Source organism: Aquiflexum gelatinilyticum, from assembly GCF_024813435.1.
Lineage (GTDB): Bacteria > Bacteroidota > Bacteroidia > Cytophagales > Cyclobacteriaceae > Cognataquiflexum > Cognataquiflexum gelatinilyticum.
This window is the reverse complement of record NZ_JANAEZ010000008.1, coordinates 60,719-79,567: the sequence shown is the minus strand read 5'-3', so window position 1 is coordinate 79,567 and position 18,849 is coordinate 60,719. Positions and strand designations below refer to the sequence as shown.

Annotated in this window: 14 protein-coding genes; 10 read left to right on the top strand and 4 right to left on the bottom strand. The window is 40.8% G+C overall.

The features are described from left to right. Positions 1 to 68: 68 nt before the first annotated feature. On the bottom strand, positions 69 to 1,424 hold the full coding sequence (locus NK987_RS16590) for an ATP-binding protein (protein WP_259264761.1): 1,356 nt from the start codon (positions 1,422 to 1,424) through the stop codon (positions 69 to 71). Between the two features lie 297 nt (positions 1,425 to 1,721). Here NK987_RS16590 and NK987_RS16585 point away from each other — a divergent pair, with 297 nt between their 5' ends. Then, on the top strand, positions 1,722 to 3,044 hold the full coding sequence (locus NK987_RS16585) for a pyridoxal phosphate-dependent aminotransferase (protein ID WP_259264889.1): 1,323 nt from the start codon (positions 1,722 to 1,724) through the stop codon (positions 3,042 to 3,044). A 20-nt stretch (positions 3,045 to 3,064) separates the two neighbouring features. Here the strand turns inward: NK987_RS16585 and NK987_RS16580 are convergent, their stop codons facing one another. Continuing rightward, positions 3,065 to 4,078, bottom strand: a complete 1,014-nt coding sequence (locus NK987_RS16580; RefSeq protein WP_259264760.1) for a zinc dependent phospholipase C family protein — start codon at positions 4,076 to 4,078, stop codon at positions 3,065 to 3,067. Positions 4,079 to 4,281: 203 nt separating this feature from the next. Here NK987_RS16580 and rpsT point away from each other — a divergent pair, with 203 nt between their 5' ends. The 9 genes from rpsT to NK987_RS16535 all read left to right on the top strand — a co-directional run bounded on the left by rpsT (position 4,282) and on the right by NK987_RS16535 (position 13,057). Continuing rightward, positions 4,282 to 4,536, top strand: a complete 255-nt coding sequence (gene rpsT, locus NK987_RS16575) for a 30S ribosomal protein S20 (RefSeq protein WP_259264759.1) — start codon at positions 4,282 to 4,284, stop codon at positions 4,534 to 4,536. 198 nt (positions 4,537 to 4,734) lie between these two features. Further along, positions 4,735 to 5,436, top strand: coding sequence for a RadC family protein (gene radC, locus NK987_RS16570; RefSeq protein WP_259264758.1), 702 nt, complete (start codon positions 4,735 to 4,737; stop codon positions 5,434 to 5,436). A gap of 3 nt (positions 5,437 to 5,439) precedes the next feature. Beyond that, positions 5,440 to 6,060: a DUF1684 domain-containing protein gene (locus NK987_RS16565; protein WP_259264757.1), complete on the top strand. Its 621-nt coding sequence runs from the start codon at positions 5,440 to 5,442 to the stop codon at positions 6,058 to 6,060. Between the two features lie 141 nt (positions 6,061 to 6,201). Next, positions 6,202 to 8,613 (top strand): phenylalanine--tRNA ligase subunit beta, encoded by a 2,412-nt coding sequence (gene pheT / locus NK987_RS16560; RefSeq protein ID WP_259264756.1) that lies wholly within the window; start codon positions 6,202 to 6,204, stop codon positions 8,611 to 8,613. A 3-nt stretch (positions 8,614 to 8,616) separates the two neighbouring features. Then, positions 8,617 to 8,901 carry a hypothetical protein gene (locus tag NK987_RS16555; RefSeq protein WP_258423810.1) on the top strand — a complete coding sequence of 95 codons (285 nt, stop codon included), beginning with the start codon at positions 8,617 to 8,619 and terminating at the stop codon, positions 8,899 to 8,901. 1 nt (position 8,902) lies between these two features. Then, the gene (locus NK987_RS16550; RefSeq protein ID WP_258423809.1) at positions 8,903 to 9,187 is read left to right on the top strand and encodes a cell division protein ZapA; all 285 of its coding nucleotides are present in this window, start codon (positions 8,903 to 8,905) and stop codon (positions 9,185 to 9,187) included. Between the two features lie 71 nt (positions 9,188 to 9,258). Then, positions 9,259 to 10,824: a ribonuclease Y gene (gene rny, locus NK987_RS16545; protein WP_258423808.1), complete on the top strand. Its 1,566-nt coding sequence runs from the start codon at positions 9,259 to 9,261 to the stop codon at positions 10,822 to 10,824. A gap of 105 nt (positions 10,825 to 10,929) precedes the next feature. Continuing rightward, entirely contained in the window at positions 10,930 to 11,682 is a 753-nt protein-coding gene (locus NK987_RS16540) for a zinc-dependent peptidase (protein ID WP_259264755.1), read from the top strand. Positions 11,683 to 11,770: 88 nt separating this feature from the next. Then, positions 11,771 to 13,057, top strand: a complete 1,287-nt coding sequence (locus NK987_RS16535; protein WP_259264754.1) for a M20/M25/M40 family metallo-hydrolase — start codon at positions 11,771 to 11,773, stop codon at positions 13,055 to 13,057. Between the two features lie 179 nt (positions 13,058 to 13,236). Here the strand turns inward: NK987_RS16535 and NK987_RS16530 are convergent, their stop codons facing one another. Together NK987_RS16530 and NK987_RS16525 are read right to left on the bottom strand one after the other, a co-directional pair. Then, positions 13,237 to 14,871 carry an ABC-F family ATP-binding cassette domain-containing protein gene (locus NK987_RS16530; RefSeq protein ID WP_259264753.1) on the bottom strand — a complete coding sequence of 545 codons (1,635 nt, stop codon included), beginning with the start codon at positions 14,869 to 14,871 and terminating at the stop codon, positions 13,237 to 13,239. Between the two features lie 307 nt (positions 14,872 to 15,178). Further along, positions 15,179 to 18,490: an Ig-like domain-containing protein gene (locus NK987_RS16525; RefSeq protein WP_259264752.1), complete on the bottom strand. Its 3,312-nt coding sequence runs from the start codon at positions 18,488 to 18,490 to the stop codon at positions 15,179 to 15,181. Between the last annotated feature and the right edge of the window lie 359 nt (positions 18,491 to 18,849).

Sequence of the window (18,849 nt, the reverse complement as noted above, 5' to 3'; positions counted from 1 at the left end):
TTTTATTAAAATACTGAATATGAGTTATTTATATAAATCTTGTATTCAAAATACAAGCTTTTGATTCTTTAACCATTTCTTTGAACAAACCACTCAATAAATTCTTTAATCCTAGTTCCCAAATAGTATGGTAGATTCATCAAATAATATGGTTTGCCTCCGGGGGTTTTGGTTTCCTCGATTTTGAATTCTCCTCCATAAATCCTGACAGCGAATGGATGGTTGCTCGCGTCGATAAATTGGTGCAAAGACCTCAGTGATCCTGTGGGACCTGACTTAATCTCAATAGGAATAACTTTATTTTTGTGGGTAAAAACCAGATCTACTTCGGCACTCGATTGATTCTTTTCGCGCACCCAGAAGTTTGGTTTTTTATCTGAAATGGATTGAATTGATATCAATTCCTGAGTTACCAAATGCGGAACCAAGGCGCCTTTGTAGGCATTGCTTAAATCATCCATTCCTAGAAGTTGGCTTTGAATGCCAATTGTGTAGTTGGTAAGGCCGGTATCCAAAATTTGGATTCTGGGTGATTTTTTGACATCATACTGAATTGGTGGAACCACATCTGTTGTAGGATAAATCAGCCTCAATAATCTAGCATCTTCCAATATTCTGAAGCATTCACCAACTTCCCTTGATTTATAAGTAGAATTTCCAAAACCTTGAAATTTCACCCTTTGATCCATTGTCAAAGGCGCAAAATCCATGATATGTTTGATGATCTTTCTCTCAGTATTATTGGAAGTATATTTCTCAACATCGTTTTTATAGGTTCCCCAAATGCTTTCGTAAATTTGTGGTAAACTGGCAAGATTTGTTTTTTGGATTTCGGTTTTGATTATCTCAGGCATTCCTCCAATAATTGCATATCGATGAAATAGCTCCATCAAAACTTTATGGGCAAAGGGTTTAATTGGAACTTGGTAAAATTGTTCCAAAGCGGCGGAATGACCGACCGCTTCAAGATATTCCGGAAAGTTCATGGGATGAAGGTAGAGGAATTCCACCCTGCCAACAGGAAAGCTTTTTACTTCTTTCATGGCAAACTCCAATAAAGATCCTGCTGCAATGACATGGAGTTCAGGCATTTCTTCATAAAAATACCTGAGTAATTGGATGGCTTTAGGAGACTCCTGAATTTCATCCAAAAATAGAAGTGTCTTTCCTAAGTTTGCAGCATTGATATTGTTGCTTAGAAAAAGAGCTTCTTGGATACTTTTTACATCGTTTAAATCTTCAAAAAAAGATTTATCTACTAATTTTTCAAGATTTAGAAGTATTGAATTTGGGTAGGTTTTTGCGAAATCTTTTACCAAAGTGGTCTTTCCAACCTGCCTTGCACCGCGAATGATCAAGGGTTTTCTTTGCTTGTTATTTTTCCAATATTCTAAATGTTTGAATATCTGCCTATTGAAGCTCATATTTATCGGATTATGACACAAAGTAAGGGTAAAATATTTGTTTTATTGTAACAAAGTAAGGGCAATTTTCATTTATTATGTAACAGAATAAGGGTAAATTCTTTCATTTCTTGTAACAGAGTAAGGGTAAGTTAATCTAATAACACCTTTTGTCTTAATAATTTGATTTAACTGACAGTATAAATTCAAGATGGATTTTTTTGCAATACTCCAATCAGGTTGTATCTTTTTTATTGAATCCGCAATCATTCATTTCGTTTTTTGTTTATTTGTTTTCGATTTCCAAAAACCAGCATGATGAGGACATTGTTATTGAGGCCGGGAGCCGAAGAATTGAATTATGAAATCAGGGGCATTGTCAAAAAAGCCCGTCAGGTTGAAGCTTTGGGTTATGAGATCACATGGGAAAATATCGGTGATCCTATCCAAAAACATAATATCGTCCCCTCTTGGATGAAAGAAATAGTGTCTGACCTTGTAAGCCAAGACAGTACTTATGGGTATGCAGATTCCAAAGGTGTTCTAGAAACTAGAAAGTTTTTGGCGGGATTGAATAACCAAAAAGGAGGCTCTCAGATCACAGCTGAAGATATTTTATTTTTTAACGGACTAGGGGATGCCATCGCTAAAGTCTATCAGTTCCTGACGCCGACCGCCAGGATCATCGGGCCTTCACCAGCCTACAGCACACATAGTTCGGCGGAAGCAGCGCATGCCAATACAGCACCTATTACCTATACTTTGGATCCCAATAACCAATGGCTTCCGGACATGGAGGACCTATATAACAAGGTCAAGTACAATCCTTCCATCGTTGGGATTTTGATCATCAATCCTGACAATCCTACAGGAATGGTTTATCCCAAAGAGGTTTTGGAAGGTTTTGTCAAAATTGCCAAGGAATTCAAATTGCTGTTGATTGCAGATGAAATCTATCAGAATATCACCTATAATGGCGTGAAAGCCGTAGCACTCTCGGAAGTAATCGGTGATCTGCCGGGTATTTCTTTGAAAGGGATTTCGAAGGAATTTCCTTGGCCGGGTTCGAGATGTGGTTGGATGGAATTTTACAATAGGAATGCATCCAAAGAATTCGCAAAGTTTTGCCAGACTTTGGAAAATGCAAAAATGATAGAGGTGTGTTCGACAATACTTCCACAGTTATCCATTCCAAAAATCATGAGTCATCCTGCATATGTGGAATACAGGCAGGAAGCGAATGAGAAAATAGGGAGAAGAAGCAGAATTATGGAAGAGATATTGGGGAAAATTCCCGGAATCAAATTCAATCCTACAAAAGGGGCATTTTACAATACAGTGGTCTTCGATGAGACATACTTGGATTCCAAACAGTTTCTTCCTATCGAGGATTCAAAGCTACAGGACTTGTTGGACGGCTGGCTAAAGGAGGAAAATATGCCTTTGGATAAGCGATTTGTATACTATCTTTTGGCATCTGCCAATATCTGTGTGGTTCCTATCAGTTCGTTCTGCTCTGATCTGAGAGGTTTTAGGGTAACTCTATTGGAGGAAGATGAAGCTGTATTTCGACAGACTTTTGAAAGATTGGGGGAAGCCATCCGCTTTTACCTCAATTCTTCCAAAAAGGAATTGGTTTGATTAATCCAAACCAATTTCAGTTATTCAAGCCTCCACATACTTCGGTAAAATGATTTTCTCAATTCCTCAGGGTTTTCATTGCTTGCCATTCCTTCATGGTCACGGACTTTGAGTGGCTTAGAGTTTTCCAATTTTTCCTCCTCCAATTCGATGGGATTTTTGAGGAGCGAATTCAGATCGGGCTGACCGGCGTCAATCCAAGCCGTATACCAAAAATCAGAGATCATTTTAACTGACCGGCGCATCTGCCTTTCTACTTGCCCTGAAAGCATGTTATTGTAAGCAATGGTAAAATCCCTTGAATAGACTTTGGTGCTGATGCCTCCTCTTTCGTCGTAGCTGTATTTTTTGTCTTCCGAGAAGCTTTCGGTCAAGGATTTCTCAAAATTCAATACAGAATCCAAAGCAAGATGCGCCACAATAATTGCGTCCCAAGCTTCAAGTTGTGGTTTTTCCAAGTATTCAGCTTTTCCCACAAAAAAATCAAAATCATCTGAGAGCAACTCAGGAACCCTGCTTTCCCAAAATGCATGGATTCCATATTGGTTGGTCAGTTGGCCATTATAGTTTTTGGTAGTATGCAAAGGGACATTGATGTCGGCAATGTAGTGTCCAAGGTCCGCCGAAAGCCTCAGAATGGCTTTGATATCTTTTCTTTTGAAAGCCTCTGTCAATTGGATTTTGGTATGGTAGGCATTCCACGGTCCGATGCCATGGGCACGCAACTCTTCTTCCGTAAATATCTCCAATGCTTGATTCCAATACCTTGGGAGGGTATATATGGCACTGTCCCCGTAAGCGTCCGCATCCAAAAAGTGCTTTTCTGCTTCCCCTAAGACCGCATATCGTCTTCTGTCCGGGTTGATGGCATTTTCGGTAATGAAATCTATGTTGCTTTTGAAAAAGCCGATCATTTCAGGTGGAAGAGAAAAAACCGCCAATCTGTTGATTTTCCGATGGGCAAAAAATCCCCAAGCTCCAAGTTCAGGAATTGAAAAAATAAAAATCAAACTCAGGATCAAAAATTTACGCATTCTTAAAAATAATCATAATTTCCATTTCTGTAAAATGAAAATGTATTACCTTTGCAACATAACGGCGGAATCTGAAAAATCTATCAGATTTCTGGGCTTTACAAGGTTTAGTTCGGAAATCCTTTTGTGTTTCAAAATTAATCAATTACATTTGCACTCCGTTTAGGGTAGGGTGTATTAACAGAAATTAAGTAAATAAGGATATGGCAAATCACAAATCGGCATTAAAAAGAATCCGTGCAAACGAAGCCAAGCGTTTGAGAAACAGATATCAGCACAAGACTACAAGAACTTTCATCAAGAGATTGAAGTCTGCGACTGACAAAGTGGAAGCGCAAGAGCTTTTGAAAACAGTTACCTCTATGATCGATAAACTTGCAAAAAAGAATATCATTCATAAAAACAACGCTGCCAACAAAAAGTCAAAATTGACCAAGTTTGTCAACGCTCTAGCCTAACAAAGAAATTTTAAGATCAGAATAGCCTTGGTGATTCCACCAAGGCTTTTTTTGTTTCCATGGTTTTTTGAATAAAAAATTAAACGTTTAATATGCCCCTTGGAAGCCTCTCGTACTTTCATTGTTTTTTGGCATTATGTACTTTTAAAAACAGGATAATTTTCCAACTAAGGAAAAATTTCTTTTTAAAATCTGTTTATGAAAGACTATCAATATTCCATAAAAATTTCTGCTTTGGCAGAAGAGGACAGACCGAGAGAAAAACTTCTCCTCAAAGGCAAATCAGCACTTTCAGATGCGGAATTGATCGCGATCCTCATCGGTTCGGGTACCAGGTCACTTAGTGCAGTGGACCTTTCCAAACATATTCTTTCTTCAGTCAACAATGACTTGGGCGAGCTTGCCAAGATGAGTATTCCGGACCTCAAAAAATTTAAGGGTATTGGGGAAGCAAAAGCCATTTCCATCGTCAGCGCATTGGAATTGGGAAGAAGACGAAAACAGATCACCGATCAGCCAAAAAAAATAAAAATAAACGGTTCCAAAGATGTCTTTAACCTGATGGGGCGTGAGCTTATGGACGAAACTGTGGAGCATTTCTATGTATTGCTGCTGAATAGGAGCAACCATTTGATAAAGAAACAATTGATAAGTTCCGGTGGCACAAACGGTACCGTGGCAGATCCCAAAATCATATTCAAATATGCTTTGGATTCATTGGCATGTTCGATTGTACTGGTACATAATCATCCATCGGGGAACCTGAGGCCATCAGAACAGGACAGGGTTTTGACCGGAAAACTCAAGCATGTGGGTGAAAATCTCGAAGTGCAGGTGATTGACCATGTGATTTTCACAGATGTTGCCTATTTTAGCTTCGCCGATGAAGGCATTTTGTAGTTTATGAAATCAAAAAATATTTTAATTATTGGCGTATTGACTGTTGTCGCACTTGCTGTAATCTATACCATGACCGGAACGGAAAGTCCCGAGGTGTATTTGGAGAAAATAGAAAAAGAACGCGATAGGCAATACAAATTTATCAAGTTCAATATTGATTCGCCTTTGACTGAAGAGCAGAAAAAGGACTTCAAAGAACTTGATTTTTATACCATTGATCCAAGCTATAAGGTAAGGGCAAAAATGGTGGAATTGGAAGAAAAAAAGATGGTCGAGCTTCCTATGACAGACGGATCGGTGGAGAAGTACCTCAAACATTCCTTTGCCGAATTTGACTTAAATGGCAAACCACAAAAATTGCTTTTGCTCCAGTCCATGAAAGAAGCGGACAAGCGCAACTTTTTTCTTGCCTTTGCTGACGAAACAAGTGGAGAAGAAACCTATGGAGGTGGAAGATATATCAATCTCCGCCAAGATGGAAAAAACAGCATTACCATTGACTTCAATTTGGCCTACAACCCATATTGTGCCTATAATCCGGATTTTGCCTGTCCACTACCTCCCAAGGAAAATATTTTGCAAATCCCGATTCCGGTGGGTGAAAAAGATTATAAGAAAGAGTGAAGTATAATTAGATGTAAAGTTCATAAGTCAATTTTCCCAAAAGGCTTTGTTCATTTATCATTTGACATTTTTCATTCATTACCTTCCCACCTCCACCAATTCTCTTAAATTTGTGCCTTGTTCTGAAATAACCGTGCATTCATGAAAATTTCCATCAATAGATTAAAGGATTTTATTGCTTTAGACCATTCACCCAAAGAAATCGCATCGCTCTTGACAGGATCAGGGTTGGAGGTGGAAGGAATCGAGCGTTTTGAATCCATCCGGGGAGGATTGGAAGGTGTAGTGATCGGTGAAGTATTGACCTGTGAGAGACATCCTAATGCAGACAAACTGAGTTTAACCACGGTTGACGTAGGGGGAGAGATTGTCCCCATTGTTTGCGGAGCTCCCAATGTTGCCAAAGGGCAGAAAGTAGTGGTGGCAAAAGAAGGTTCAGTATTGTATCCTGTGTCAGGTGATCCTTTGGAAATCAAAAAAGCAAAAATCCGTGGGGAAGTTTCCCAAGGAATGATCTGTGCGGAAGATGAGATCGGTATCGGTCACAGCCATGCCGGAATTATGGTGTTGGACACGGATTTGCCAAACGGAACTCCTGCTTCACAATATTTCGAAGTAGTCAGTGACCATGTTTTGGAAATTGGGCTGACTCCCAACAGAGCAGATGCAGCCTCCCATTTAGGTGTGGCGAGAGATTTGAAAGCTTTGTTAAAAAGAGAAATCTGCCTTCCTTCTGTCGATCAATTCAAAATTGACAATAACAAAAGGTCAATTCCTGTGGAAGTAGAAAGCGCCATAGATTGCCCCAGATATTCCGGATTGACGATTTCCAATATCCAAGTGGGACCTTCTCCCAATTGGCTTCAAAATTACCTCAGGGCTTTGGACCTCGAGCCGATCAATAATATCGTGGATATTACCAACTTTATCCTTCATGATTTGGGTCAGCCGCTTCACGCTTTTGATGCAGACAAAATTGAAGGTGGAAAAATCATTGTAAAAAAATTGCCTAAAGAGACTTCTTTTGTCACCTTGGATGACAAGGAAAGAAAGCTTTCCGGCGAAGAACTGATGATCTGTGATCAAAAGGGAGGCCTTTGCATCGCCGGGGTTTTTGGAGGAAAAGGATCGGGTGTATCTGATTCTACTACCACTATTTTCTTGGAGTCCGCGTATTTCTCTCCTGATATTATCCGCAAAGGAAGTCAGTTTCATGGGTTGAAGACAGACGCTTCTTTCCGTTTTGAAAGAGGGACAGATCCGAATATGCCTGTGTATGCGTTGAAGAGAGCAGCAATGCTCATCAAAGAAATAGCCGGAGGAGAAATCTCTTCGGATATCATAGACCTTTATCCACATCCTGTTTCTGATCTTTCTATTGAAGTGACTTATGCCAATATCAGGAGATTGATAGGAAAAGAACTCGCTAAGGAAGAGATCAAAACCACTTTGGAAAATCTTGACATCAAGATACTTTCAGAATCAGAGACCGGATTCACAGTTTCGGTAAAGCCGTACAGGGTAGATGTGACGAGAGAAGCGGATGTCATCGAAGAGATCTTGCGAATCCATGGATTTGACAATGTTCCTTTGTCCGAGAATCTGAAAGCGGATTACCTTGCCGAACATCCTGCAAAGGACCTGAACAAGCTGCAATATAGGCTCAGCGAAATTTTATCCGGATTGGGCTATTTTGAGATCATCACCAATTCGCTGACCAAACCTATTTACGCTGAAAAATCAGGCTTTTTGGAAGTAAACAAAAATGTTGAAATCCTAAACAAACTCAGTGAGGATCTAGGTGTGATGAGACAATCTTTGTTGTTTTCCGGATTGGAAGTGATGTCACATAATATCAACCGCAGACAGAAAGACCTGAAATTATTTGAATTCGGCACTGTTTATTTCAAAGAAGAATCAGGTTATCGTGAAGAAAAGAGATTGGCGATATACCTGACCGGAGACAGGGCAGCTGAAAGTTGGCTGGCACCTTCCAAATCAGTGTCCTTTCCTGATATTTATGCTGTTGTTGAATTGATTTTAGAAAAAATGGGCATCGACAATTCGGAGGTTCAGATTGTCCATGAAGCGCCTTTTGACTACGCCCTCCAAATCAATCTTGGTACAAAGGAATTAGGAATAATAGGTTTGGTTCAGGAAGAAATAGGAAAGTTTGCTGAGGTCAGGCAGGAGGTCTTTTTTGCGGACCTGAATTGGGACTTGATAACAAAAAAATCGAAAGGCTTGAAAAAGTACGGCGAAATTTCCAAATTCCCGGAAGTTAGAAGAGACCTGTCTTTGGTAATTGATAAAAAAGTCACTTTTGACCAGATCAAAAAAGTAGCCAACAAAGCTGGAGGAAATCTTTTGCAGAAAGTGGGAGTCTTTGATGTCTATCAGGGAGATAAAATCGAGTCAGGGAAAAAAGCCTATGCCTTGAGTTTTTACCTTCAGGACAATGAACAGACCCTTACAGACAAAGTGATTGACAAAGCCATGTCCCGACTTATTGAAAGTTTTGAAAAAGAAGTGGGGGCACTTATCAGAAAATAAAACATGATTCACGAAGAACTTCAACGCACCGAAAAGCTGGCCTCACAGGTCAGCCGAAAGCTTCAGCAGCTCGAACAGGATAACCAATCCCTTAGGGAAGAGCTTTTTTCACTTCGGACAAAACTGGAAGAAAAGGAGCAAGTGTTGGAGGATTTTAAAAATCAAATTAAAATAGCTAAACTTGTAAACAGCATACCGGTAGAGGAAATGGAATCTGCTGAATTGAGAGAAAAAATCAATAGTTACATAAAGGAAATCGATACAATAATTGCCTATTTGTCTGAGTGATATGGAGACACTTTCTATAAGGTTGAAAATCGGGGATCGAGAATATCCCATGAAGGTGAAGACGGAAGATGAAGCCAAAATCAGACATGCAGGCAGATTGATTAATGATAAGATCAAAAGATACAGGGAAGAATTTGGGTTGGATGACCGTCAAGACTTGTTAGCAATGGTAGCTTTTGATTCCATGGTAGAATCCTTGGAACAAAACATGATCAATACAGATGATACTGAAATAATAAAGTCCAGTATAGAAAAGATCAACGAGCAATTGAGTTCCCTTTTGTAATTATATTTCACTCTCATTTTTGAAGAAATTTTCTTTTTCCGGTAGGTAATATATATCTATCCAAAATACCTATGGAATCATCACTATACATCATTATTGCAGGCATATTGGGCCTGGGTCTTGGCGCAGTCGCTGCCGGTCTTTTTGTAAAAAACAACAGTAAAAAACTTGAAGAGCAAGCCAAAGAGAAGGCTAAAAGTTTGATCCGTGAGGCGGAAATCAATGCTGAAGCCATCAAAAAAGAGCGGATGCTAGAGGCGAAAGAAAAGTACCTGAAATTGAAATCGGAGTTTGAGGAAGATGCCAACAAGAAAAAAGCCATCATCATCACAAACGAAAACAAGATCAAGCAAAGGGAGCAGGTCTTAGCCAAAGAATTGGAACAAATCAAAAGAAAAGAGGCGGAGCTCGACAGCAAAAAAGAAAATCTTTCTGCGCAGCTCCACTCTGTTCAGGTGAAAAAAGATGAGCTTGACAGGGTCACTAGCCAACGAATTTCAGACCTTGAGAAAGTAGCTGGACTTACCCGAGATGAAGCCAAGGACCAATTGGTCGAAATGCTCAAGGACGAGGCCAATACAAAGGCTTCTTCTCATATCAAAGACATCCTGGACCAAGCCAAATTGACAGCTACCAAGCAAGCCAAAAAAATCGTTCTAGACACCATCCAAAGAACAGCCACAGAGCATGCGATCGAAAATTGCGTCTCTGTATTCAACATTGAATCTGACGACGTCAAAGGTAAAATCATTGGCAGGGAAGGTAGAAACATCCGTGCTTTGGAAGCGGCAACCGGTGTGGAAATCATTGTAGACGATACGCCTGAGGCAATCATCATCTCTGGCTTTGATCCTGTAAGAAGGGAAGTGGCCAGACTTTCTCTACACAGACTGGTACAGGATGGTAGGATCCACCCTGCAAGGATTGAGGAAGTTGTCGCCAAGACAGAGAAAAACATCGAGGAAGAAATCGTTGAGATAGGCGAAAGAACCTGTATCGATCTTGGAATCCATGGCCTTCATCCCGAGCTGATCAGAATGGTCGGAAGGATGAGATTCCGTTCTTCCTATGGACAGAACTTATTGCAGCACTCAAGAGAAGTGGCCAAGCTGTGTGCAACCATGGCTGCCGAAATGGGATTGAATGCCAAGCTTGCAAAAAGAGCAGGTCTGCTTCATGATATCGGAAAAGTATATCCTGAAGAAGCAGAACTTCCTCATGCCATCCTAGGTATGGAGCTTGCTAAAAAATACAAGGAGCATCCTGAAGTCATCAATGCAATCGGTGCCCACCATGACGAGATTGAGATGACCTCGATGATCTCTCCAATTGTGCAAGCTTCTGATGCGATCTCCGGTTCAAGACCTGGAGCAAGAAGGGAAATTATGGACAGCTACATCAAGCGTCTGAAAGAACTGGAAGAGCTTGCGCTGGCTTTTGATGGGGTTAACAAATGCTTTGCGATGCAAGCAGGACGCGAACTCCGGGTCTTGGTAGATGCAGACAATGTGGACGATCAGACTGCAAGCAAGCTTTCCTTTGACATTTCCCAAAAAATCGAAAAAGAAATGCAATATCCTGGTCAAATCAAAATCACGGTTATCCGTGAAATGAGGGCTGTGAACTACGCAAAATAAATGCATAATTAGAGTGGAGTAAGAAAACCGAAGTTCATTGAGTTGAACTTCGGTTTTCTTTTTATATTTTTATAGAGAAGCGTAAGTTCAATTTCACCCACCCACATGCGATACAGTCTCTTTTTTTACCTTTTCCAAAAAGCCAAAATCCGTCTTGGAATACTCAAATTGAGTTATGATGATATAGAAGTTTTGATAAAGCATTTTTCCTATTACCGCCAACTTAACACAAAACATAAAATAGACTTTGAGAAGCGGCTTGTTTATTTTCTAACCATCAAGCAATTCATCCCAAGGGGAATGGAAACAGTGACCCGAGAAATGGAGCTGTTGATCAGTGCCACGGCTGTGATGATTTCTTTTGGTTTTCAGGATGTCACTTTGAAGCATTTCAAAAAGATACTGGTCTATAATGACAATTATTATTCCACCATCAACAAGCAATATCATCAGGGAGAAGTCAATCCGAGGCTTGGAATCATTGTGATTTCTTGGAAAAATTTTGTCAAAGGAATGGCAGATGATGCAGACGGTGTCAACCTTGGGATACATGAAATGGCACATGCCCTGAAGCTAGAAAATCAAATCCATTACAACGGGCAAAGTAATTTTTTTAACCCGAAGAGATGGATGGATTTTTCGGTTTTGGCCAAAAATGAAATCCAGCGAATTATGGACGGGGAGGACTCGATATTTAGGAATTCGGCGGCCAACAATCCCCATGAGTTTTTTGCAGTGGCTTTGGAATCGTTTTTTGAAAATCCCCAAAGGCTAAAGGATTATGACAACGGCTTGTACCAATCTTTGGTCTTTTTATTGAAGCAAGATCCGATCGTTTTGAGTAATGGAAGATCGTGATTCGATGAAAAGAACTTTAGATATTTACAAACGGTATTGCCCCTTTTCCTGAATTTATTCTAATTCGCTTGATCAAATCCCATCAAAAATGAAACTGAATCTGACCTTCTTTCTTGTATTTTCCCTGATAATTGGTAACCACATCTTAGCACAGACTATCCAACCCAAATACCAAAAAGAAGTACAGGAACTGGCCAGGAAACCTGCCATAAAAAAGGCATTCGAGTACATCATCGAGATCGATCCGGTTACTATTCAGGATATGATTACCCTCACAGAAATTCCGACGCCGACTTTCCATGAAAAGGAGAAAGGTATTGTCTATGCAGATATGCTGCGCAAAGCCGGGGCCGACTCTGTTTGGACAGATGAGGTAGGTAATGTCATTGCGCTGCGAAAAGGAACCAAATCGGACAAGACTATCATGGTTGACGCGCATTTGGATACGGTTTTTCCCTTTGGCACTGATGTGAAAGTCAAACAAAGAGGAGATACCTTATTTGCTCCGGGAATCACGGATGCCAACAGGGCATTGGCAGTAGTAGTGGCTTTGGTCAAAACGATGAGTAGTCAAAACATCAGGACCGAAAGCGATATCTGGTTTACAGGTTCGGTCGGGGAAGAAGGACTTGGTGACCTGAAAGGCATGAAACATCTTTTCCGCGAAGGTGGGCAACCTATCGCCTCTTTTATTGCCATTGACGGTGGAGGACTGGAAGATATTGTCAATGGTGGAATTGGCTCGCTCCGATACAGAGTAACTTTCAAAGGACCGGGAGGACATTCCTATGGGGCTTTTGGGATTGGAAATCCACATAATGCACTCGCACAGGCAGTTGCTTCATTTGTTCCAAAAGCCGATGAATTTACCAAAGAGGGTTTGAAAACAACATACAGCATTTCCGTTTTGGGTGGAGGAACTTCGGTCAATTCCATTCCCTTTGAATCATGGATGCTCGTGGACATGCGCTCCGAAAGCCAGGAAAAGCTGAAAGGAATCAACCAAATATTTCTCGAATCCATGCAGGAAGGTTTGGCAAAAGAAAACAAAATCATCCGCAGAGGCGAAGCACTGACTGTCGACATCGAAAAAGTAGGAGACCGTCCAAGTGGAATCGCATCACCTGAATCGACTTTGATCCAGCAGACCATGGCCATAGCTGATTACCTGACAGGTGGGAAAAAACCAGAGCTAAGCTCAAGCTCTACCAACAGCAATGTGGCATTTTCCAAAGGAATTCCGGCAGTGACCATTGGCCGTGGAGGCATCGGATATGGTGCACACAGCTTAGGAGAATATTTCATCAACAAAGATGGCCACTTGGCTATTCAGCAGGCTTTGTTGCTTGTGCTGATGCAGGGAGGATGGAAATAAATAAACTTTTTTATTTTTAACAGGGATTCTCTAGTCTGATATTTATGGATATTGGGATATTTATTGATATTGATTCGATAGCTATCATGGTTAAGAACTAAGAATTATATCGCCCAAGGCATATATCAATTTATATCACGAAGTATATATCATTTTTATACCACGAAGTATATATCCTTTTATTTCCTTTCAACCTCTCTCAGATTCTCCAATTTCTTATTCCTCAAAAATCCATTGATGTCTTCGAAGTGCTCCTTCACCCGTTTGTTTCCAAATTCAAAAACCTTGGTCACCAAGCCATCCAAGAAATCCCTGTCGTGGGAAACGATGATCAAAGTGCCGTCAAAAGCCTTCAATGCATCTTTGATGATGTCTTTGGTTTTCATATCCAGGTGATTGGTCGGTTCATCGAGTATGAGCAAGTTGACGGGTTCAAGAAGCAGTTTGATCATCGCCAACCTCGTCTTTTCTCCACCGGAAAGCACCTTCACTTTTTTGTTGATGTCATCTCCCTTGAACATAAAAGCGCCCAACAAATCCTTGATTTTGCCTCGGATTTCTCCGACAGCGATGTTATCTATGGTTTCGAATATGGTGAGGCTTTCATCCAACAAAGAAGCCTGATTCTGAGCAAAGTAGCCGATCATGGCATTGTGGCCCAATTCACATTTGCCCTGAAAATCAATTTCTCCCATGATGGCCTTGATCATGGTGGATTTTCCTTCACCGTTTTTACCTACAAAAGAGACTTTCTGACCTTGTTCGATGATCATGCTCGCATCCTTGAACACAACATGGTCACCATAGGATTTGGTAAGTTCTTCAACGATTACAGGATATTTTCCTGATCTGGGAGAAGGCGGGAAGCGCAACTTCAAGGCTGAGGTATCTACTTCGTCCACCTCAATAATTTCCATTTTCTCCAGCATTTTCACCCTTGACTGCACCTGAAGGGTTTTGGAATAAGTTCCTTTGAATCGGTCGATGAATTCCTGAATATCAGCAATGGTCCGCTGCTGCTCTTCGAAATGCTTCTGCTGCTGCTCTCGGCGCTCTTTTCTCAATTCAAGGTAATGGCTGTATTTGGCTTTGTAGTCATAGATCCGGCCCATCGTTACTTCAATAGTCCGGGTAGTGATGTTGTCCACAAATGCCCGATCGTGGGAGATGACCACCACGGCTTTAGCTTTTTGGGTCAAAAAATCCTCCAACCATTGGATGGATTCTATGTCAAGGTGGTTGGTCGGTTCATCCAACAAAATCAAATCAGGTTTTTGCAAAAGAATCTTGGCAAGTTCGATCCTCATCCTCCATCCACCGGAGAACTCAGACGTCGATCGTTTGAAATCTTTCCTTTCAAATCCCAATCCCAAAAGCACTTTCTCCACTTCTGCTTCGTAATTGACTTCTTCGATGGCGTAGAACTTTTCACTGAGTTCGGAAACCTGCTCGATGATTTTATAATAATCTTCGGAGTCATAGTCAGTACGAACGGTAAGTTCTTCATTGAGCCTTTCGATCTCGGTTTTCATATCGAGGTAGGAAGCAAATGCCTTGGATGTTTCCTCAAAAACAGTACAGTCATCCGCTGTCAAAAGATGCTGTGGCAAATATGCGATCACCGCTCCTTTTGGAGCCGAAACGCCCCCTGAGGATGGTTTGGTCCCGCCGGCGATGATTTTGAGCATGGTGGATTTGCCGGCGCCGTTTTTGCCCATAAGGGCTATTTTATCGTTTTCGTTGATGGAAAATGACACATCACTGAAGAGGGCTTTGCCGCCGTGGATGACGGAGATATTGTCTACTGAAATCATGGAATTCGAAATTGAAGCCGCAAAGGTAAGGAATCGAAAGAACTTGTCCGCCGTACCAGATTGGAAGATTAGAAAATTTTGAAATTGGGGATGGGGTTTCAAAGTTATTAAGGTAACAAGGTTGAAAAGTTTCTACCTCAATTACCAATATCATTTTTAATAATGCCTTTTGAAACCAACTTATCAAACTCAGTTTTTAACTCCAAACAATACCAATTCATTTTTTTTGAGTCAGATTAATAATAAAAAGCCTCCAAAATCAAAACTTGACTTTGGAGGCTGGTATTTAAGATTGCAGCTTTTCAGCTTACTTTTTGAGGAACTTGAATGTCTGGAGGTACCCGTTGGTATTTACCATTAGGACAAACATTCCCGGTTTCAACCTTAAATCTGAAATATCAAGCATCAGTGTACCATCTTCTGATTTAAGCTCCTGATTAAATAAGCGGACTCCTTTCAGATCGTAAATACTGACTTCTAGATGCTCTTCTACTTGTCCCGAAAGCTCAAGATTGATAATCTCCGCAACAGGATTTGGATACATTCTGGTAATCTTTGGGATATCTCTTGCCTGAACTTCTTTCTCCATCACATCAGCATTCTCTTGAGGATTCTCAGATTCGTCTGACTCGGTCTGTGTTCCATCCATTCTGAATGCATCCGAAGTAATGGAGAATTTAATTGTCCTGGTTGAGCCCATAGTCCCTCTTCTATTGGATTGGGAATAAGGTGTAGCTTCTAGCGTATAGTTACCAACAGGCAGATTCCTTCCATTATAATTACCGTTTTTATCTCCAAAGAGCGCATATGGTGCCACATTTTCAGTTATTGTACGGTTTATTGGGCCGGAGATCCTGAGGAAAACACTTCCTACTACTAAAGGATTGGTGTTCGCTCTGATGTTCAGACTCAGTCCCTGAATCTGGCTTTGGCTGATCTGAAGACCGTCTGTCAAGGTTAAAATATCTGTATCCGTGCCTGCATTGATCAGGGTAAAGCTTCCAATACTTAGAGGAGAAGCATTGGTGACTGTCACCTCCGTAATGTCAAAGAAATTGCCATCCTGTGTCGTTGCAGTAATTATTGCCACTCCTGGGCTTATTGCACTTACAAGCCCGGATGCACTTACGGTTGCCACTTCTTGGTCGGAAGTGGACCATACAACCGTCTTGTTGGTTGCATTGGAAGGCAATACTGTTGCAGTCACTTGAAGGGTACTTCCAACAGCAATCGATGCAGTAGAAGGTGTGGTTGTTATTCCGGTCACTGAGACAGTTTCAGGCACTATGGAGAACTGAATAGTAGTAGTCGCACCCGCAGTTCCTCCTCTGTTGGTTTGAGAATAGGGAGTTGCGGTCAGGGTATAGTTACCACTTGGGAGATTCCTTCCGTTATAATCTCCATTTCTATCTCCAAACAGTGCATATGGAGCCACGTTTTCAGTTATGGTACGGCTTACAGGACCGGAGATGGTGATGAAAACACTTCCCACTACTGATGGATTAGTGTTTGCCCTGATATTCAGACTCAGACCCTGAACCTGGTTCTGACTGATTTGAAGACCGTCTGTCAGCGTGAAGATATCCATATCCGTTCCTGCATTGATCAAAGTGAAACTGATCATGTCATTATCGGGATCCACACAATCCGCAACACCATTATTATTGGCATCAGGGAAGCCTTCGTCTGTCTGCAAGTTGCAATTGTTATCGATGCCATCGCATGCTTCGGTTGCTCCGGGGTTGATAGCCGCATCGGTATCGTTGCAATCTCCGGGCTGCTGATTTGTTTTTCGAATATACCCCGTTGTAAAAATAGGGAGACATCCTATTAAAGGTTCGCCTATAAAATATCCATCACCATCGGCATCTTTTACCCAAACAGTTTCTGGAGTGTAGGTTGGATCGTTGTCGTTACAATCCTGCCCTTTTGAATTGTTGATATAATTTCTTCCATCTTGAGGAGGTAAGCAGGAAGGAAACTCAGCGATAAATAATTTTTCATGATAGCCATCCTTATCTGCATCTAATAGCCAAAAAGTAACGATGTTGACAGTAGCATCACTTTCATCGCAATCTCCACTTGTAGCAGTCAACTCCCCTTCAAGTTTGTACCCGGTCGGGCGTTCGCATTGCATCAAAAAGTTCCCATCGCTATAGCTGTCATCATCCAGATCCTGATACCAGACCCGTGGCATAGTTATCGCAGGATCGGTATCATCACAATCGAAACCAATTGTGGTAGTTTTATACCCGTCAGGAATTTCTTCACCATAACATATTACTGCCTGACCGGTAACATAATCATCATTATCTGTATCAATTAAGAAAATTCCGGTACGCCATTTTGTAGCATTATTGTCATCACAATCTGTGCCATTTGGATTGAAAATATAATTGCGACCATCTTGTGGAGGCAAGCAAGAACCTTCAGGTGATGGTATGGATATAGAAGATGAATATCCATCACCATCGGCGTCGAGAAACCATAATGTCTTCGGATTGATGTCCGCATTGTTGTCGTCACAATCTCCTGGTAATTGTGTATTGAATACCAAATAACCAGGTCCGGGCGATGAGCATTGAACAACCTTATCCCCGGAATAATGCCCATCACCATCTCCATCAAGAACCCATTGAGTTGCTGAATTTAAGGAGGCAACATTGTCGTTACAGTCGCCTAAAGCTGTAAGTTCGCTTCTTGCAAACCAATTACCCTTTGGACGTTGGCAAGCCAGGATCAACTGTCCTCCGTCAATGAAGTCTTTGCCATATCCATCTCGATCATTGTCCTCGTACCAAGCTTGATTGGGTCGTTGCACAGCGTCCTTGTCATTACAATCAAGCAGTAGGTTAGGACCATCACCATCACGGAGAGGATTCTGAATAAAACCACTCGGTTGTGCACAAGACACCATTGAAACACCACTCGTGTAACCGTCGTTATCTTGGTCCTCAAACCAAACTGTAGTGGGTATGTTATTCTGATCTGAGTCATCGCAATCTACAGCCAGTGAATTTAACTGAGATGCGAGATAATAAGGGTGCGATGCAATTCCTCCACATGTTTTAATTGGTTCACTTGAAGCTGGAAAACCATCTCTGTCATTATCCAGGTATAATACCAAAGTATAAATATTTGGATCATCATCATTGCAATCCTCCCCTTTTACAAAAAGGGCATTTATGCCCCCAAGATCTGTTAGATTCTCGCAACTTACACTAGGGAATTTAAATGATTCTTGCGTGATATAACCATCACCATCTTTATCCAAATACCATGTTATATAATTTAGTGTCGGATCATTATCAAAACAATCTTGAAGCACTGATGGAGAACTTGTATATCCGACAGGCTGAGTACATGATTTTACAAACGTACCATCAGTAAATCCATCGAAATCTGCATCTTTATACCAGACCTTGTCAGGGTTTACAAAAAAATTAAAGTCATCGCAATCGGTATTGTCTGCCACAAATCCTGGAGGAATAAATGCACCTGCAGTTGGAAAGTTGGGGTCACCAAAACCGTCAAGATCTCTATCTCTGTACCACAAACCTTGCGCAAAAGATTGTAAGCTGAATGTAATTAACAGAAGAGTAAGTAAATTTTTCATCATATATTATTTTTGTTTAAGAACCTATTTCACTTTTTTTCGATCATTTTAAAAGCCAAACTATATTTATATATTTTACTTTTTTACTTCTTATGAGAAGCTTATGTATGCATATTTCACTGGTTTTGTACATGACTTGATTTTTTTAATTATGGAAAGATCATCGTGGTAAATTCAGAGATTTCAACTTCAATCACTTGATATTATCCGGTATTGCCTCAATCCGCTTTTCGAAAATGAAATACACAAAAAGGATGAGGATTAGGACTACGATAATCCATACAAAGAGTATCCAATCTTTCTTTTCCATAACTCCATCCAATAGTTAATCACGAAACAAGAAGTAAGTAATTTCAGGACGA

What these genes read in the sequence shown, in the direction of transcription:
- NK987_RS16535 (WP_259264754.1), top strand. Translation starts at nt 11,771, where the DNA reads ATGAAACTGAATCTGACCTTCTTTCTTGTATTTTCCCTGATAATTGGT.
- NK987_RS16565 (WP_259264757.1), top strand. Translation starts at nt 5,440, where the DNA reads ATGAAATCAAAAAATATTTTAATTATTGGCGTATTGACTGTTGTCGCA.
- NK987_RS16590 (WP_259264761.1), bottom strand. Translation starts at nt 1,424, where the DNA reads ATGAGCTTCAATAGGCAGATATTCAAACATTTAGAATATTGGAAAAAT.
- NK987_RS16525 (WP_259264752.1), bottom strand. Translation starts at nt 18,490, where the DNA reads ATGATGAAAAATTTACTTACTCTTCTGTTAATTACATTCAGCTTACAA.
- NK987_RS16585 (WP_259264889.1), top strand. Translation starts at nt 1,722, where the DNA reads ATGAGGACATTGTTATTGAGGCCGGGAGCCGAAGAATTGAATTATGAA.
- NK987_RS16550 (WP_258423809.1), top strand. Translation starts at nt 8,903, where the DNA reads ATGGAGACACTTTCTATAAGGTTGAAAATCGGGGATCGAGAATATCCC.
- NK987_RS16580 (WP_259264760.1), bottom strand. Translation starts at nt 4,078, where the DNA reads ATGCGTAAATTTTTGATCCTGAGTTTGATTTTTATTTTTTCAATTCCT.
- NK987_RS16540 (WP_259264755.1), top strand. Translation starts at nt 10,930, where the DNA reads ATGCGATACAGTCTCTTTTTTTACCTTTTCCAAAAAGCCAAAATCCGT.
- NK987_RS16555 (WP_258423810.1), top strand. Translation starts at nt 8,617, where the DNA reads ATGATTCACGAAGAACTTCAACGCACCGAAAAGCTGGCCTCACAGGTC.
- rny (WP_258423808.1), top strand. Translation starts at nt 9,259, where the DNA reads ATGGAATCATCACTATACATCATTATTGCAGGCATATTGGGCCTGGGT.
- NK987_RS16530 (WP_259264753.1), bottom strand. Translation starts at nt 14,871, where the DNA reads ATGATTTCAGTAGACAATATCTCCGTCATCCACGGCGGCAAAGCCCTC.
- radC (WP_259264758.1), top strand. Translation starts at nt 4,735, where the DNA reads ATGAAAGACTATCAATATTCCATAAAAATTTCTGCTTTGGCAGAAGAG.
- pheT (WP_259264756.1), top strand. Translation starts at nt 6,202, where the DNA reads ATGAAAATTTCCATCAATAGATTAAAGGATTTTATTGCTTTAGACCAT.
- rpsT (WP_259264759.1), top strand. Translation starts at nt 4,282, where the DNA reads ATGGCAAATCACAAATCGGCATTAAAAAGAATCCGTGCAAACGAAGCC.